Below are 16,437 nucleotides of genomic sequence, written 5' to 3'. Positions count from 1 at the left end.
TGTCGTGGGGCCTTATCCCATGGCGGCTGATGCTGTCTCAGGGGCGAGAGTTCTCAGCGAAGCCCGTCGTCGGTTCGGGTGGCTGGGGCCTGTCGGTACTGTGTGGGGGTGCCTCTATGTCCTTCGTCAAGGACCTGGTGCCGGGTATGAGGCTGTTTGGGGCGGTCATGCGGCGAGGGTGACGGTGGAGGTTCGGGACTCGTAGAAGGTGCCGTCGCGGAGCATGGCAAACAGGACGCTGATGCGTTGTCGGGCGAGCCGCAGGAGTGCCTGGGTGTGGGTCTTGCCGCGGGCGCGTTGGCGGTCGTAGTAGGTGCGGGAGGCCGGGTCGGCGTTCATGCAGGCGAAGGCGGAGAGGATCATGGCCCGTTTGAGCTGCCGGTTTCCGCCGCGGGGTGCGTGTTCGCCGTGGATCGAGGTGCCCGACGACTTGGTGGTGGGGGCGAGGCCCGCGTAGGAAGCGAGGTGGGCGGCGCTGGGAAAGCCGGTGCCGTCGCCGACGGTGACCAGCAGGACGGCGGCGGTCCTGACTCCGACTCCCGGCATCGATGTCAGGACCGGGTGAAGAGGGTGGGCCTCCAGCAGGGTGCTGATCTGTGCTTCCAGTGCCCGGCGCTGGTCATGGACCGCTGCGAGCGAGGCGGCCAGTGACGGGATCACGATGTCGAGGGTGCCCGTGCCAGGAACGATGACGGTCTGCTCGTCGAGAGCGTCGAAGACCTCGCCGATCAGCCTCTGTGCCATCCGCGGGGCCTTGGGTCGGATGAGTTCGACGAGTCTGCGGCGGCCGGCCTTGCGCAGTGCGGCCGGGGATCCGTATCGCTCGAGGAGCCAGGTGACGGCGGGGTGGTCCAGTCGCGGGCCGAGCACGCGCTCCAGTGACGGGTGGAACTGGGTGAGCAGGCCGCGTATCCGGTTGGAGGTGCGGGTGGCTTCCGCGGCGAGGTCCTGATCGAAGCCGGTCAGCACCGTGAGCTCGGCGGTGATCTCGTCGGTCAGCTCCAGCGAACGCAAGGTGTGAGGCATGGTGCGGGCGGCGTCAGCGATGACCGCGGCGTCCTTCGCGTCGGTCTTCGCCTCTCCCGGGTAGAGGTCGGCGATCCGTCGCATGGCCAGTCCGGGCAGGTAGGCGACCTGGCAGCCCGCGTCCCGGGCGACGGTCAGGGGCAGGGCGCCGATCGAGGCCGGCTGGTCCACGATCACCAGCACCGTGCCGAACTTCGCGGTCAGCTTGTTGAAGACGGCCCGCAGTTTCGGTTCGCTGTTGGGCATCGGCTTGTCGAAGACCTTCTTGCCCGCCGGCGTCAGCCCGTGGCCGTGGTGAGCTGTCTTGCCGACGTCCATACCCAGGAAGACGCCCACATCGCCGGTGTCTAACATCGCACCCCTCCCGGGTGGTTGACCGTGTCGGCCTCGGCGGTGGCACCGTGCTCGCGCATCCACGTTATGCAGACCTGCCGCCCGCGAACTGCCCGGCATTGCGCCAGGCCAGGCGGTGGCCGGACCTCTCATCAGCGTCTCCGACGGCGCCCCACGGGCCCGGCGACACCACCCCCCAGGTCATCACTTCGACAGAGGGGACACAGTCATACCGGGCCCGGAGGCCAGCGGCCCCATTGCAGGACCGCGAAAAAGATAACGGGGGCTGACTGTCTGGTCGGCGCCCCGGGGGGATGAGCGAGACGAGGGTTATGCCGGAGCAAGCGAGTCCGCCTGCGATAGTGCCGAAGGAACCTCTGGCCGCGTCGGCCGAGGCGGCGAGGATGGGGGCGGTGCGCCGTTACGACATCCTCGACACCCCACCGGACGGCGCCTACGACCGGGTCGCGGCTCTGGCGGCACGGTTGTTCGAGGTGCCGGTGGCGACGGTGACGATCGTGGACGAGGACCGGATTTGGTTCAAGGCCACCCACGGCTTGGAAGGCGTCACCGAGATCGGCCGCGATCCGGGCCTGTGCGCCTCGGCGGTGCTCACCGATGACACCACCGTCATTCCCGACACCCTGCTGGACCCGGTCGCCTGCTCCAACCCGTTGGTCGCCGGCCCGATGGGGGTGCGGTTCTACGCAGCCGCTCCGATCATCACCGCCGACGGGTACCGGCTGGGCACGGTCAACATCCTCGACACCCGTCCCCGCGAGATCAGTCAGGCCGATTCCTCCACACTCGAGGACTTGGCGGCAATGGTGCGTGACCAGCTGGAGCTGCGGCTGTCGGCACTGCGCGCAGTGCGCGCCGAGCAGGAGCGCCGCAAGGTCGAGCAGGAAAAACGCCAGGCCGAGGAAGAGGCCCGGCAGCGCGCGGAGCGGGACAGGGCGGCCATCGCCGCGTTCGCCTCGACCCTGCAGCGCACCCTGGTGCCCCCGGCGCTGCCGGCGGTGCCGGGGCTGGAGCTGGCCTGCCACTACAAGACAGCCTCCCCGCAGGAAGTGGGCGGCGACTTCTACGACGTCTTCCCCGTCGGCGGGGGCCGGTGGGCGTTCTTCCTGGGCGATGTGTGCGGCAAGGGCGCCGAAGCCGCCTCGGTCACCTCACTGACCCGCTACACGCTGCGGGCCGCAGCCCTCGTCGACGCGGACCCCACGGCTGCGCTGAAGGCCTTGAACACGGCGCTGCTGCTGGACGCGGCGGTCGGCACCCGCTTCTGCACCGCCATCTTCGGCCTGCTCGACCCGGCTCTGGATGGCGGTTTCACGGTCACGCTGGCCACCGGCGGCCATCCGCCCGCCTATCACCTGAGCCCCACCGGGGACGGCGGTGTACGGGTGGAGGCGGTCCGCGCCAAGGGCGGCATGCTGGTCGGCGCGATCGCCGAAGCCGCCTTCGCCTCACGCACCCTGCACCTGGCACCCGGCGAGGGCCTGCTCCTCTACACCGACGGGCTGACCGAGGCCCGCACCGCCGATGGCCACATGCTCGACGACACGGGCCTGGCCGACTTCCTCGCCCGGCGGACGGCGCCGGTCAGCGCCGGCCGCCTGATCGACGACACCGTCGCGCTCCTGGACACCCTCCCCGATACCGAACGCGACGACGTGGCCCTGCTGGCCCTGTCCGTCCCCACCCCCGATGCCGCTCCCGCGGGCATCACCACCACCGCTCACAGCGCCGCCGCCCCGACCGCCGACGTCTCCGTCGGGCAGGAGAACCGACGCCCATGACCGACGCATTCCACATCGACGTCCCGCACACCGACGGCACCCTGGCCGTCATCGCACTGTCCGGCGAATTCGACCTCGCCACCGCACCCGCCGTGCGGGCCCGCGCCCTGGAACTCATCGCGGCCGGGCATCCCGACCTGGTCGCCGACCTGGCGGGCGTCACCTTCTGCGACTCCTCCGGCCTGAACGCCCTCGTCGGTATCTGGCGCTGCGCCAAGGACGCCGACGGCTCCCTGACCCTGGCGGCCATCCCCGACCGGCTGGGCCGCCTGCTCAGCGTTACGGGGATGGACACCCTCCTGCCCGCCTGCCCCAGCGCCGACGCCGTGCTTGCCGCGCGCCAAGGCAACCGCACCACCGCCTGAACCTATCCGCCGGGGCGGCACCGACAGCTGGCTAGCACCGCACGGCCCGGCCTTTCCTCCCGCAGGGCACGGGGGCATGGACAAGCGCGCGTCGCGATCAACGTACTGGCCGCGACGCGCGCTTCATCCGCTCCGCCAGGCGCTACACGTTGAGCGACGTCGTGCAGCACACGGGATGCTGTCTTTCCCCGCCGGGCCGGTGTGTCCCTCTTCGGTGCCTACAACCATGGAGGCGATCAGTACCGCGACCACAGAGGCGAGGTAGCCTCCCAAAGGCGGCCGACGGCTCCCGCACCCGCGCGACCCGCTACGCCGAACAGGACGATGCCGACGCATGCACCCGGTGCGCCAGGACGACCACCAGGCATACCGGCCGCAGGAGCCCGGGCCGCACCGCGTCCGGGAGGCAGGCCACTGAGTGGACCCGCACAACCAGACGTTCCTCGAGGCGATCGGCAACCCGGCCGCGAAGCCCACGACGCCCGCAAGCAGGCCGAGTACGCCGCCTGCCAGCGGGAGCACAAGGAGGAGCTGCGCCGCATGGCCGCACAGCACAAGGCGGAGCGGGAGGCCGGCCGTCCGGTGTGCGCCGACTGCGGCACCCGGTTCACCGGCGAACGGTGGAAGGCTATCGAGCCCGCCGGGTGGGGCGCCCCACGCGACACTTACCCGCACCTGTGCGACGACAGCAAGCAGCGCGCCCACGCCGCCGAACGCCGAGCCGTGCAGGCCGGGCCCGAGCACCAGGAGCATGACCAGGCCGTGCTCGAGCAGAAGGCCGGCGGCACCTGGCTCTCCCGCTTCCGCGGCTGACGTCCGGGCGAGACCTCGGCCGGGCAGGACCGTCCTGCCCGGCCGTGGCGGGCTACTCCCAGGGCCGTGGTAGCGCGTGCCACAGGGCTCTGAGCCAGTCGGGTTCTGACCGAGCCGGCCGCCAGGGCGACCCGGGTACGCAGCCCGCGCTCGGGAACGGTGCCGGCCGGGGGCAGCGCCTAGCAGACGCCCGTCGCATACCTCCGGCTACTCACGAGACGCAGCGTCGCTCTTATGAGTGGTGCTCCTGCTGTTGGCCGTTGTGGCTTATTGTATTCGAACGAATACCTAGTGTGCTTACCGGTGTGGATCAGGGGCAGTTTTCGAAGCGTTCCGAAGTCGCATGGAAGGACGCTTGGTTTCATGGCTCACCGCAAGGTGTATCTCGCCGTCGGCAGGACCCACACCCGGATCTACCGCTTCGACCCCATCGACGGTGACACCCGTGTCGTCGAGAACGTGCGGCCCTACGAAGCCGGCTACACCGCCATGGGCGCGCAGTACCGCGGCAACGACACCGAGCCCCTGCTGCTGGCGGTGAGCCGCAACAAGCTCATCACCATCGACGTGACCGCCGGCACCCTGAAGGAACAGGTCATCGACGGGCTGCCGAACGGCCCCTGGTTCGACGGCGACATGGATCCCGACGGCAAGACCCTCTTCGCCGTCAGCAATCCCGGTACACCCAGCTATGCCATCGATGTGGCAGCCGGGAAGACCACAGCCCGCAACGCACCGGGAGGCGGCCGGTGGGACGACTTCGCCTACCACCCCAAGGACGGGCGGCTGTACTCGGTGGAGGGCGACAACGGCGACCTGCTGCTCGTCGACCCGGGCCGACAGCCCATGAAGACCGTCCTCAAGCAGGGTGTCTTCCCGCCCGCGCAAGCCAGCACCGCGGCAGGCTCCCGCAAGGCGTACTCGGCCACCTTCTTCGACCAGGACGGCAACTTCTACGCCGTCGACTCCGCCGGCAACGTCAACCACCTCGACCTGACCACAGCAAAGATCCCCGACCACTCGCAGCGCATTGGACGGGGCAGGGTGCCCGTCGGCAACCTGGAGATCATGAACGGCGCCGGGCGCATCACCCCTCTGCCCGTCCCGCCCAGTTACGACGAGATCACCGTGACGAAGAAGTTCAACCGGACATGGGAGAACAGCGAGCCCCGGGGCCGGGTCTACAGCTTCGACCTCACGCTCACCGCCATCGGCAAGGACAGCGGCACGGCGGAGGACGTCAGGAAGTTCCGCATCTCCTTCGACCTGCCGACGGTCAAGGGCGCGAAAGCCGAAGCCTCCGGCGTTGACGTCATCGCCCAGGACGGCAAGGCATACCTGGACTCGGTGGGCGACCAGTTCCTCGCCGCGGGCACGTCCCGGCCGATCACCGTGCCGGGCGACCCGGCTCGCCTGCCCCAGGAGTACCCCCTCGACGGCCTCAGGGCCACCCGCCTGCCCAGCCACTGACACCCCACCAGAGACACCGCCCTGCAAGGCGCGCACCCACTGCGCAGGGCGGCGCCTCACTCGCGCGCAGCCGCCCCCTCGCAGTGGCGGGCGGCCACCGAAGCGGCGTCAACACCACCGGATCCGTAAGCGCGGACGGATCAGCCACGGGCTGCTGAGCGCATCGCCTCGCAGCCGGCGCGAGCTGCCCCGCCATGTGCCGAGCCGCCATCTGTGCCCGCACCTGCGTCGCACCGCCCCAGTGCACCCACGCCGGTACGTCAACCCCGAACACCCGCCTCTCCAGTCCAGCCCCAGCTCAGCGCGACGTGCATGTGTGCCGCGCCGAGCCGCGGCACACATACACACAAAGGAGTCCCCACTGATGAGCCTGACCGCCGCCCAGACGCCCGCCGGACAACCGGAATACGGCGATGCACAGTACCCCTTCCACATCACCAAAGAAGAAGAACGGCAGCTGCGCCTCAGGGGTGCCGAGGCCGCCCCGTCCCTCGTGATCGGGCAGGCCACGTCCTTCGACGAGTACGCCCGCCAGCTCATGATCCCACCGGCCGTCATGGACCTCGCACGCAAGGCCGAGGACCTGCGCCTGTCGGCGTGGGAGATCGAGGCGATGCGCAAACACCTTGCCCCCGCCACCGCACCCGGCGAGAAGGTGGGACTGCTGCGCCAGATCCTGGTGGAGAAGTACAACCACGACAAGACCCACCCGCCGTACATCCGCGTCGCCTGCACCGGCCGGGGCGACTACGACCACCTGGCCGCCGAACACGGCCACCTCCACCCCCACGACCACCCCAAGGGCGACATCGGCTCGCCCGTCGTCCTGGAGATCTGGCCCGCTCAGCACTACTCGCCCATCCACTCCCACGGCCACACCACCGGCATCGTCTTCTGCCTCGCCGGCCAGCTCGACGTCATGGTCTACGAGCACCTCGACTGGGACGCCCGCAAACTCGGCCTGCTAACCCTCACCCCCGGCCAGTGCGCCTGGCTGTCCAGGGACAACTACGCCGTGCACCAGGTGTACTGCCCGATGGACGGCGGCGGCACCACCGGCCCCGGCTACATGAACGCCTCCGCCGACTTCGGCGCCAGCTTCCACGTCTACCTCAACCCGGAGCAGACCGGCGTCGAGGACGAGGACGGTGACAGCTACAGCCGTGACTCCTTCAACTACATCGACGAGGAGTCCAAGGAGCAGCGCCCCTTCGCCACCGAGTCCGACCTCTCCTGGAGCATCCTGCGCCGGGTCCTGGCCAACACCCCACTGACCTGAGTCCAGCGAGGACGCCCCCCTTTGCGTTCGTCCAGCTGGCCGGTTACGTCGGTCAGATCAGCAACACCCTGGGCATACCCGAGACGGACCGCGTGGAACTGGAGCGTGTCGCCCAGGAGCTCCATGACGAAGCGACGTCGCCGAGCCCCGAGCCGGGCCGGATGCGGCAGTTCGCGACCCAGGTCAAGGCCATGCTGGTGGAGGCCGGAGCGACGGCGGCCGCCCAGGTCGGCATTCAGATGGCTGAGCAGGCCTTGGGCACGCTCGTGTAGAACGCCTTCCGCCACAGGATGGGAGCCCCGGGAGATCAGTCATGGTGCCCGGGGCTCCGGCTGCGACGGCCGCCTTCCCTCGTTTGGCGGTAGGGCCGACCTGAGCGGCGCTCGTTGAACGGACATGGCGCCGCAGGATGCCAGATCGCTAGATCAGGGCTGATCTACACGGCTGCGCTGGCGGTAGGCAGCGGGAGTTGAGGAGTACGAGGGGGATCTGGTGTTCCCCTGGATACGTACGGTGATCACGGCGTGGGGGCGGCCGCCGGGTTCGGCTGGGGGTACCTCTGTGACGCGAAGGCACTGGTGGAGCAGAGCTTTGCGGGTTTTGGGGGTGAGGTCGAGGACAACGAGAAATCCCACGGCGATATCAGTGGCACCGTACTCGGCGGGCTGAACGCTGTAGCGGGTGCAGAGATAGTCCATAGATGCGTTCTTGGGTTCTTGCTTGCACTCGATGACGATGTAAAAAGCGCCGTAGAACAGGACGATGTCGGTGCGGCCGGCGCCGAGGTTCTTCACTTCCCAACGCGGGCTGGTGCTGACCGACGTGTACAGGCGTTTGGCGAGGTCTTTGGCCATATCGACCTCCTTCGGCGATTCCTCTTCCTTGGTGAAAGGCCGCAGGAAGGGTTCGCCCAGCGGGCCGCCGGACTCGGCCTCGATGGACCAGCGCGTGTAGCGCAGGAGGAAGACCAGCAGTTCCTCGACGCGAAGTGCAGCTTCTCCGCCGATGCCGGTGATCCGGTCGATGTCCTCCTGCAGCTCGCGCAAGATGGTGTTGGCGTAGTCGCTGAGATCGGGCTCGCGCGCGGCAAGGACGGCCCGACCGGACTTGTTGAGGTCCTCGGCGAGCTCCGGCTGGTTGTGTAGCAGTGCGGTCAGGCGGTCTCGCACCGGTGCAGCCAGGGCCAGCGCCGAGGTGACGGCGCTGACCTCGATCTCACGGCCTTTTGGGTCTTCACTGCCGCCTCCGGTGTGCATCAAGTCCCGCAGTTCACGAACGGCGGCCCGGGCTTCCTTGCTGGCGCTGGGGTCGTCGGCGTGGAGGGACAACCACCGATCGAGGAAGGCGGAGCTGTCACCCCTGGCCGTCAGCGAGCTCATGAGTCGGGGCTGCAGCAGGTGCGGAAGTGCTGTGGCGTCACCAGACGCGGGCGGCTCATCGGCGTGGGGGATGTCGGGCGGCACGAGCAGACGGATGGTTCGGTGTGCGCTGTAGGCCTGGGCAATGGCGGAGATGAGCGCCGGCGGGTCCCACCACACCTCGTCGAGGCTGTGCAGGGCGTGCAGGCGGTCGGTGAATTGAACCCAGGCGGCGGTGGCATCCGCTCGAGGCTGGCGCCAGGTGGGCCGCTCGCGGAGGCCGGTCAGCCGGTACTCCACCACCAGTGCGTGCAGGTCGTCGAGGGTGGCGTCGGAGATGGAGTTGCCTGCAGTGAAAGACAGCAGGGCGTCCAGAGCGGTGTGGAAGATGCGGGCGTCCAGGCGGTCTTCGTAGCGACTGCACCGGTCCAGCCACACCAGGGCCTGCCGCAACGCTGGAACGGCCTCATCCAGGGTGTTCTTGGCCAACCCAGTTCGCATGTGGAGCATGGCCAGTTCGAAGGTGATGTCGTCTTCGCAGGCTTCCAGCGACAGCAGGCTTTCCAGCGCGGAGGGCACTTCAGCGTCATCCCACCACTCGGCGGCAGCACCCAGGGCGCGGATGATCCGCTGGATCAATACGGGGTCGGGGTCGGGGTCGGAGCCCACGATGCCTTCGGCCAGGTCGGTGGCTTGCTCGACCAGCTGGCTGCGCACCTGCAGCGAGCGGATCCAGCCGCCCAGAGCCAGGCGCGTCAGCCCTTCCAAGGCGATTCCGGCCTCGGCGTCGGCGCCACCGGACCGGCGCCGCAAGGCTCGGCTGATAGGGGTGGCCAGCAGCGGAAGAGCCTCGGGACAAGAGAGAGCATCGTCAACGATGTCTTCAAGTGCGAAGGCGTCCTGTACCGGGATGCTCTCGACGATCAAGGCTGCGGCCTGCTCCGGTGCTGGCAGCTGCGGCCACTCGTGCAGCAGCACGCTGACCAGAAGCGGCATCTCGGGTGAGGCCAGGAGGTCTTCCTGGTCAGCCAGAATCGCTTCCATACCCCCCAAAGCGTCCAGGGTGAGGTCAGCCTCGGCCTCGCGCAGGGACTCCAAGCGCGCCAGTACGCGGCTCATATCTCCCCCTGAATTCCTCGACGGCGGCCGTCACCAGAGCGTATGCCCCGGCTGTGCCAGGTAGGTCCGATCAGGGCCCAAGGCATCGGTCAGGTAGGCGCCGTGGGCGCTGGTGACGATGACCTGCAGGCCCGGGATCTCCCCGGTGAGTTGGATGAGCTCTTCGAGCATGCGGGCTACGTGTGCCGGGTTGGTCTCCTCGCGTCCGACAGAGTCCAAAATGAGCAGGCCGGGGTGCCTGGTGACGCCGGCCTCCTTCCCGACCCGCAGCAGCGCTGCCACCACAGCGATCTTCAGGCGCAGCCGTTCTCCCACGTTGACCCTGCTGAACGCTACGGTCGTGCCACCCTTGGTGACAGCCATCCGGCATCCACCGTCTAGCTCCGCACGAGTCAGCTGCGAGACCCCCAGGTGCTGTCCGATGGCGGTCAGCTGCTCGTTGACCTTCGCCAGAAGTTCGCTCTGGTCGGCGCCGCGCCTATCCACTGATACTGCCTCAGCAGCAGTGACGATCTTCAAACGCCTGCGCAGGGCGTCGATCTGCTGACTGAACAGTGCGACTTTGGCGCCGCGGCGCTCGCTCAGCTGTCCGCTGAGCTCGGCGCGGCGCAGCTGCAATGCCATGCGGCGTTCGGCCACCGACGTGTCGATGCTCTCCAGTTGCGAGCGGGCCTTCGCCAGCACGGCTGCGGCTTGCTCACGCTGCCGCTTGGCGTCGTCCAGCGCACCTTCTTCCTGCGCAAGTGCTTCCTCCAGCTGCAGGATGGCCAGGCGGGTCTGGGTGAGGTCGTCGAGCGAATCCAAGCCGATGGACTCCCCGGCCGTGAGTAGCTGGTGCAGATCCTGGGGCGAGGCCGGAGCCACTTGCTGCTCCTGGTCCGCTTCCAGATCCAGGTCCAGATCACTGGCGCACAGAGAGCAGCTTCCGGATTTCTCCGCTGCCCACCGCTCGGGGGTGACGTCCGTCTCGCAGCGAGGGCAGCACGTGGGCTTGAGCGCGTGCCAGAAGCGTCGGGTGTGGGCTGCCTCCGCGAGTGCCGCCTGATCGGCTTCGGCGGACTCCAGCAGCTTCGAAGTGTTCCCGTAGGCTTCGCTGCGCTCCAGCCACACCGCATTGGCCTGTGCATATGCCGCCGAAGCCTGCTGCAGTTCGCCTGCGAGCTGACCGAGCTGGACAGGGTCGGGTGCGGGTGACAAGGCTGCCAGAGAGGCGTCGATCTGCTCGATCTCTTGCTGGAGGTTGTCGAGGCTTCCACTGTGCGCGGTGCTGGCCTGCTCGGTCTGCCGAGTCAGCACCGAGATGCGGTTCTCCAACTGCTTGACGTGAGCCTGGGCGGTGGCGGCGACTGGAGCCCAAGGACTGCCGAGATAGACCTGCAGCAGGCGGGCCGCTGCGAATGTCTCCTCGCCCAGCACGACCTTGATGCTGGGGTCGCTGATCAGCAGGGCGCCGCTCCAGGTGGGCCACCCCTGCCTGCCCATGGTCCCGTCGGACTCGTCGATACGGTCGCTCTCGCGTCGGGCCGCCCAGCTGGGGATGCTTTCAAAGCCCAGACGAGACGTCATGATCCCGTCCATGACGCGCTCCATGTCTCCTCCAGAGGAGAAGGAGGCAAGCTCATGCTGCACGTACGGGCGCAGAATCCTGTTGATCTCCTCAGTGAGCTCCGGGGTAGCTACCGTGGCATCCCCGCTCGCCTCGAAGGCCGTGCGCACGATCTCGTCGCTGGCCTGCCTCAAACCGTCCCACGGAAGTTCGGCATCCGGAGCTAGCAACCACACCGTGCCGCGCGGGCGTCGATTGTGGATCGAAAAGACGCATGCCATGCGCTCACCATCGACAGCGAGCTCCACGAGTACACCGCGGAGCCACTTCTTGACGTCGTCCTGGATATCGGTCCGGCCGCGGATAGCCCACAAGATGATGTGCAAGAAGCTCGACTTGCCCGCGTCGTTCACCTCATGAGTGCCGAATCCGCTGACCCCCGGGCCAATCGCGGTGGCGAAGGAGAATGGAGCAGGAGGTGCATCCCGCAGCTGCTTGATCCCTGCGAAGTGCACCCCGCGCACCTCCAAAGTGTGCCGACCGGTGCTCCAGCCTGTCGGAGGCCGGACCGATTCGGCAGCCAGGACCTGGCGAACCTCCTCCTCACCGCACCGAGAGCGGCGAACGACCTCAGAAATCCACCCATCCGCACCCACGATGGGTTCGGCATCAACACCGCCCTCCCACAGCTCGGTCATGTCTGCGGCCCCCCATCTGCGACGTCCTGTGATGAATCCGGCGGCCAGACAAGGCCAAACCGCCCCGCCACGTCCTCCGCCCGTTTGGTCACTTCCTCAGTGATCTCAGGGATCAGGCGGCCATTGACCGCAGCTTCATACCCTGGATGCTCGTACTGGCGCCGGCGCATGAGCCCTCCGCTGACGGCTTCCGGTATCAAGCCGATGGCCTCAGCCTGACGCACGTACCACTGCATCGGCGGAACCTGCTCTCGCAGGGCGGTCGCCGCGGCCTGTCCCTTGGGCAAGAGGTAGTAGTCCTTGCGGGCGTTGGCACTGCTCTCATTGACCCGCAGCATCTTGATGTGCTTGCGGGAAGCCAGCAGGGCCAATGCGTTGTCGGGACGCTCATACGCCCCGTAGAGGTACTTGGCCATCGGATAGCGATGCAGTGACGGCGCTGTCCCGCCGATCATGCCTGCGACCAAGAGCAGCGTGTCCTGTGGAGGCTGACGGCCTTCCTCCACTTCGGTCAACAGCTCATGAGCCAGGTAGTCCGGATTGCGCAGCCAGAAATCGATCTTCACCAGCCGAGTGAGGGAGCGCACCGCTTTGACAGCACCGGGCACGGCACCGTCCCGATCTGCGGGAGTTCCCAACACATCCATGATCACGAGTAGGCGAGATGCTGACTGTGAGGTGCTCCCGCCCCCAAGCCGGTGACGGCTCACTAACCTGCTGTTCACGCATCCCCCAACACCCAAACGACGCTGGAACGTCACGCGCACGAACGGATCGTGCGCGGAGAGTACTGAATGACAACACTGGCGTGACCCTTTGATCAAGCCCTAACGCCGAAGAAGACGACCTGGGTCGCGCGACAGCCATTCGAGGCCTCACGGCATCATCGGATCCCGCAGCACATCCGGTCCGGCGCCGCCATGAGCGGCTCGGACGATCGTCGGAGTTCAGCGGGCCACCAACCGAGTGCTGCTCTACGCCCATTCCACGCCCAGTTCCCGGAGCGCGTCCAGTTGCTCCTGGGCGAGCTTGTCCCGTCTCGCGCGGGTGTTCGATGTCCATACACCCAGCCTCACGACCACCGGCTCCGTCTCGCCGTCGACCACGATCTCCTCAGCGTGGCCGCGCGGTACAGGCCGATGACCTTCCCGCTCCACCCATTGTGTGAGGGCCGTCAGGCCGCGTTGGAATGCCTGTTGTGCCTTGTTTGGGCTCTTCGTCGTACGCGCAGCCGCGGGGGCGGGAGACGGCGCCTCAGCGGGTTGTACGCCCAGTTTCGCCAGCCGCTCCTGCTGCTCGGGGAGAAGCTGCGCCCAGGTGCCCGGGTTCTTCTGTCGCTGAAGCCACCGCCCGATGTCATCGCCCTCGAACAGCACCCCGTTTCGGCAGCCTCAGCAGGATTGGGCGGCCGGATGCCGCCCGCGCGTGCCATCGGCTGACCGCAGGCACCCGTACTCCATCGGGTGACTTTCCCGCACGGCACCGGTCGGCCGGGGTACGTCTGTCGCATGGCCACATCATTCAAGCGGCTGGCAGGCGTTCTCGCCCTCACTCTCGCCGCCCTTCTCACGCCCGTCGCTCCCGCATCAGCAGCTCCCGCTGATGACCCCCTTTTCGGCAAGGTCACAATCAGACTCCCGGACATCGACGTAAGCCCCGCCAGCGTTCTCAATCTCGGCCCCGGCGGCCTGCTCCAGACCGGGCTCCCGGCTTCCTAAAAGGCCGGGTCCGCATCGGGTTGCACCCCTGACCCGCAATGACAGAGAACAGCCGGGGCCGCTGTTGCATCACCGCGTTGCAGCACGGCCCACCCACGAGGTCCCGGGCATCGTGGCCCGGGACCTCGTACGGTCCGGCTCAGCGACCGGCCGGCACCGGTCCCGCCCACTGCACGCCGACCTCGGCGAGGGCGGCGAGCTGCTCGGCATCGAGCTTGTCGCGCCGGGCCTTGGTGTTGGAGATCCATACGCCGAGCTTGACGGTCACCGGCTCCGCCTCGCCGTCGACCGTGATCTGTTCGCTGTGCCCCCGCGGCACGGGCCGGTCCGTGCCTTCCCGCTCGATCCACTGCGTGAGGGCCGCGAGGCCCCGCTGGAACGCCTGCTGCGCCTTGCTCGGGCCCTTCGTCGCGCGCGCGGCCGCCGGGGCGGGAGACGAGGCTTGAGCGGGCTGCACGCCCAGCTTCGCCAGCCGCTCCTGCTGCTCGGGAAGAAGCTGCGCCCAGGTGCCCGGGTTCTTCTGCCGCTGAAGCCACCGCCCGATGTCATCGCCCTCGAACAGCACCCCGGGCTGGATCTCGGGCAGGCTGCCGTCGGCGTCGACCAGGTCGGCGAGGACGCGGTAGTACCGCTGCCAGTCCAGCGGCCACGGGCAGTTCCAGTCCTCATCGACCGCTGCCAGCTGCTTCGCGCGCTCCTCCGCCCGCTGGGTCCTTGCCCAGGCCGCCCTTGCGTCGGAGGTTGGCCATGTGCTGCCCGATGGGCACCATCGCTTCTCCCTCGCCCCACATGGCGTCCTGTCGCGGCGCGAGGTGCCCCGTGGCCCGCCGGTAGGACCGGAGCGCGGCGAGCTTGTTCTCCCACGCCTCTTCGCCCGGCTCCCAGACCATGCCGGCTTCCGGTGCGTTCAGCAGGGTCTTGCGCCGCTCCTCCAGCTCCCCGGCCCGCAGCGCCTTCCTCTGCTGATGCACCCAGCGCCCGAGGGGGAAGTCCGTGGTGACGCCGACCTCGACCTCGACGTCGTAGGGCACGGCGTAGAGGCCGGTGATCTCGTTCTCCTTCCGCCACCGGATCAGGGCCTGGTAGCCCTCCAGCCACACCAGCGACTCGGGCCGGTAGACCCGGGTGCGCAGGAACGCGGCGATGGTGGCGGCGTCCCGCGGGCTGGAGAAGTGGAGCAGGGCCGACTCGGCGTCGGCGTCGGCGCCGTCCTCTTGGTCCTCGCCCTCGCCGCCGGCGCCGACGATCCGCCCGTTTTCGTCGCGCTGGAAGTGGACCTTGCGCTGGCCGCTGGTGAGGGCGCGGGAGGCGAGCTGCTCGACCAGGCGGTCATCATGACTGCGGAGGCCCTTTATCTAGGGGTGGTTGGAGTGCGAGGGATGTTTGTTTGGGTTGTCACCTGCGGGAATGGTTGCGTGACGATCTCGGGGTGAGGGTGGGGGAGTGGTGGTTACGTTCGGCACGTGGAACGGATCTACGTAGGGGAACGGGCTGTCTCTCCAGCAACCGGGGTGACCCGGTGGGTGGTGGTCGATTCACGGACTTACAGTCTGCAGACCGAGGCGGTGGCCTATCTTGCTTCGCTGCGGGCCCGGGACTGCTCGCCGAATACCGAGCGGGTCTACGCCGGAAGAGTCGCCCTCTACCTGAACTACTGCCTGATGCGGCGAGTGGAATGGATGACGCCGGGCTTCCTTGGGCTTGCCGGGCTGCAGCAGTGGCTCATCGAGGCGCCTTTGCCGTCCCGCAGCAATGAGGCCCGGCCGGGGCCGGCCCGGTTCCGTTCTCGGGCGACGGCGAACGCGGTGATGACGGTGGTCGCGGAGTTCCTCCGCTTCGGTGCTACGCACGGCTGGGTGCCGGCCACTACGACCGCCTTGCTGTCGGAGCCGAAGCTGCTGCGCTTCACTCCACCCGGCTTCGATACAGGCGAGTTCGGCCAGCGGCGCGAGGTACAGGCGGCCTCGTTCCGCTTCAGGATCGCTGAGCCGGGCTACGAGGACCTCAGCGACGAGCAGATCCGCCACATGATCGTCACCGCCCCGAGAGCGCGGGACCGCTTCCTGATCGCGCTGCTGGCCTGTACCGGTCTGCGGATCGGCGAGGCGCTCGGTCTGCACCGCGGCGACATGCACCTGCTGGCCTCCTCGCGCGCGGCGGGCTGCGGGATTGAGGGCCCGCACGTGCATGTCCGCCGCCGCACCGACAACCCCAACCGGGCCCTGGCGAAGTCCCGCTTCTCCCGCATGCTGCCGGTCACCGCCGACCTGGTCGCGCTGTACACGGACGTCGCCCTCAATCTCACGGCCGAGCGGCTGCGCCGCCCGGCAGCCCGCCTTCTCCTCGGTGGCCCCCGCCGAGTCGCTCAACCCCTGATCGCCGGCTGGAACCGCGAGAAGGACCACAACACCGAAGACTCCGGTGCCACCGTTCGGGCAGCACCAAAGTTGCAGACTCGTCCCGTCAGGAGCCGTTGATCAGCTTCTTGACCTCGGCAGGGAGCTCCGTGTCGGAGTCGATGACGACCAGGCGGACATCACCAGGTTCGTCGCCTACCGCGACAGCGATGGTGGGGTCCACGCCCTCGACCGTGTACGCGGTCGTGGACGAGGCCTTCGTCCTGCCGTCGGAATCATCGTTCGGCGTGTCGTCGCACGGCGGACGGGTTGCGGCGCCGAGCTTGTCCCCGACGGGGATGTCGGTGTTATCGGTGCCGATGTACGTACGCTTGTCGTACTCCACCAGGAACGCACAGGACGACGCGGACCCACCGCCGTCATTCGATCCGTCCGCGCAGCCCGCGGACAACGTCGCGCCGGCTGCCGCAAGCAGTACCCACAGGTGCCTACCTCTTTCGAATGGGAGTACCGGTTTCATCGGTACACCTCCTCCTGGAGCATCAGCTCCGGC

13 protein-coding genes and 2 pseudogenes are annotated in these 16,437 nt (G+C 68.2%); 8 read left to right on the top strand and 7 right to left on the bottom strand.

Annotated features, from left to right (window positions below):
- Positions 1–165: 165 nt before the first annotated feature.
- Positions 166–1,380 (bottom strand): IS110 family transposase, encoded by a 1,215-nt coding sequence (locus ACWIHY_RS31450; protein ID WP_454379475.1) that lies wholly within the window; start codon positions 1,378–1,380, stop codon positions 166–168.
- A gap of 341 nt (positions 1,381–1,721) precedes the next feature.
- Between ACWIHY_RS31450 and ACWIHY_RS31445 the strand changes: the two genes are divergently transcribed.
- The 6 genes from ACWIHY_RS31445 to ACWIHY_RS31420 all read left to right on the top strand — a co-directional run bounded on the left by ACWIHY_RS31445 (position 1,722) and on the right by ACWIHY_RS31420 (position 7,360).
- On the top strand, positions 1,722–3,161 hold the full coding sequence (locus ACWIHY_RS31445; protein WP_454379473.1) for a PP2C family protein-serine/threonine phosphatase: 1,440 nt from the start codon (positions 1,722–1,724) through the stop codon (positions 3,159–3,161).
- Positions 3,158–3,526, top strand: a complete 369-nt coding sequence (locus tag ACWIHY_RS31440; RefSeq protein ID WP_454379471.1) for an STAS domain-containing protein — start codon at positions 3,158–3,160, stop codon at positions 3,524–3,526. Before ACWIHY_RS31445 ends, ACWIHY_RS31440 begins: the two co-directional genes overlap by 4 nt.
- Positions 3,527–4,066: 540 nt before the next feature.
- On the top strand, positions 4,067–4,339 hold the full coding sequence (locus ACWIHY_RS31435) for a hypothetical protein (protein WP_454379469.1): 273 nt from the start codon (positions 4,067–4,069) through the stop codon (positions 4,337–4,339).
- Positions 4,340–4,702: 363 nt separating this feature from the next.
- The gene (locus ACWIHY_RS31430; RefSeq protein WP_454379467.1) at positions 4,703–5,809 is read left to right on the top strand and encodes a YncE family protein; all 1,107 of its coding nucleotides are present in this window, start codon (positions 4,703–4,705) and stop codon (positions 5,807–5,809) included.
- 364 nt (positions 5,810–6,173) lie between these two features.
- A complete protein-coding gene (locus ACWIHY_RS31425; protein WP_454379465.1) occupies positions 6,174–7,088 on the top strand; it encodes a hypothetical protein in 915 nt (304 codons plus the stop codon).
- Positions 7,089–7,180: 92 nt separating this feature from the next.
- Positions 7,181–7,360, top strand: a complete 180-nt coding sequence (locus ACWIHY_RS31420; RefSeq protein ID WP_454379464.1) for a hypothetical protein — start codon at positions 7,181–7,183, stop codon at positions 7,358–7,360.
- A 153-nt stretch (positions 7,361–7,513) separates the two neighbouring features.
- Here ACWIHY_RS31420 and ACWIHY_RS31415 read toward each other — a convergent pair whose 3' ends face one another.
- From ACWIHY_RS31415 to ACWIHY_RS31400, 4 genes and pseudogenes are all read right to left on the bottom strand, one after another.
- Positions 7,514–9,565 (bottom strand): hypothetical protein, encoded by a 2,052-nt coding sequence (locus ACWIHY_RS31415; protein WP_454379462.1) that lies wholly within the window; start codon positions 9,563–9,565, stop codon positions 7,514–7,516.
- A 30-nt stretch (positions 9,566–9,595) separates the two neighbouring features.
- The gene (locus ACWIHY_RS31410) at positions 9,596–11,809 is read right to left on the bottom strand and encodes a hypothetical protein (protein ID WP_454379460.1); all 2,214 of its coding nucleotides are present in this window, start codon (positions 11,807–11,809) and stop codon (positions 9,596–9,598) included.
- Positions 11,806–12,375 carry a hypothetical protein gene (locus ACWIHY_RS31405; RefSeq protein WP_454379458.1) on the bottom strand — a complete coding sequence of 190 codons (570 nt, stop codon included), beginning with the start codon at positions 12,373–12,375 and terminating at the stop codon, positions 11,806–11,808. Before ACWIHY_RS31405 ends, ACWIHY_RS31410 begins: the two co-directional genes overlap by 4 nt.
- 408 nt (positions 12,376–12,783) lie before the next feature.
- Positions 12,784–13,188, bottom strand: a pseudogene (locus ACWIHY_RS31400) (helicase associated domain-containing protein); the annotation flags it as partial.
- 129 nt (positions 13,189–13,317) lie between these two features.
- On the opposite strand from ACWIHY_RS31400, the gene ACWIHY_RS31395 reads away from it, so the two are divergent.
- On the top strand, positions 13,318–13,527 hold the full coding sequence (locus ACWIHY_RS31395; protein WP_141754356.1) for a hypothetical protein: 210 nt from the start codon (positions 13,318–13,320) through the stop codon (positions 13,525–13,527).
- 139 nt (positions 13,528–13,666) lie between these two features.
- Here ACWIHY_RS31395 and ACWIHY_RS31390 read toward each other — a convergent pair.
- Positions 13,667–14,882 (bottom strand): annotated as a pseudogene (locus ACWIHY_RS31390) (helicase associated domain-containing protein); the annotation flags it as partial.
- A gap of 108 nt (positions 14,883–14,990) precedes the next feature.
- Here ACWIHY_RS31390 and ACWIHY_RS31385 point away from each other — a divergent pair.
- Positions 14,991–16,004: a tyrosine-type recombinase/integrase gene (locus ACWIHY_RS31385; protein WP_454379457.1), complete on the top strand. Its 1,014-nt coding sequence runs from the start codon at positions 14,991–14,993 to the stop codon at positions 16,002–16,004.
- Here ACWIHY_RS31385 and ACWIHY_RS31380 read toward each other — a convergent pair.
- Positions 15,991–16,269 (bottom strand): DUF6281 family protein, encoded by a 279-nt coding sequence (locus tag ACWIHY_RS31380; protein ID WP_454379455.1) that lies wholly within the window; start codon positions 16,267–16,269, stop codon positions 15,991–15,993. The genes ACWIHY_RS31385 and ACWIHY_RS31380 overlap by 14 nt on opposite strands.
- Between the last annotated feature and the right edge of the window lie 168 nt (positions 16,270–16,437).

This window comes from Streptomyces sp. NPDC055287 (assembly GCF_053646035.1).
This window is presented reverse-complemented; position numbering and strand designations above follow the sequence as displayed.

Coding starts and splice junctions, on each gene's coding strand:
- ACWIHY_RS31450 (WP_454379475.1), bottom strand. CDS start 1,380: ATGTTAGACACCGGCGATGTGGGCGTCTTCCTGGGTATGGACGTCGGC.
- ACWIHY_RS31440 (WP_454379471.1), top strand. CDS start 3,158: ATGACCGACGCATTCCACATCGACGTCCCGCACACCGACGGCACCCTG.
- ACWIHY_RS31435 (WP_454379469.1), top strand. CDS start 4,067: ATGGCCGCACAGCACAAGGCGGAGCGGGAGGCCGGCCGTCCGGTGTGC.
- ACWIHY_RS31430 (WP_454379467.1), top strand. CDS start 4,703: ATGGCTCACCGCAAGGTGTATCTCGCCGTCGGCAGGACCCACACCCGG.
- ACWIHY_RS31425 (WP_454379465.1), top strand. CDS start 6,174: ATGAGCCTGACCGCCGCCCAGACGCCCGCCGGACAACCGGAATACGGC.
- ACWIHY_RS31415 (WP_454379462.1), bottom strand. CDS start 9,565: ATGAGCCGCGTACTGGCGCGCTTGGAGTCCCTGCGCGAGGCCGAGGCT.
- ACWIHY_RS31410 (WP_454379460.1), bottom strand. CDS start 11,809: ATGACCGAGCTGTGGGAGGGCGGTGTTGATGCCGAACCCATCGTGGGT.
- ACWIHY_RS31395 (WP_141754356.1), top strand. CDS start 13,318: ATGGCCACATCATTCAAGCGGCTGGCAGGCGTTCTCGCCCTCACTCTC.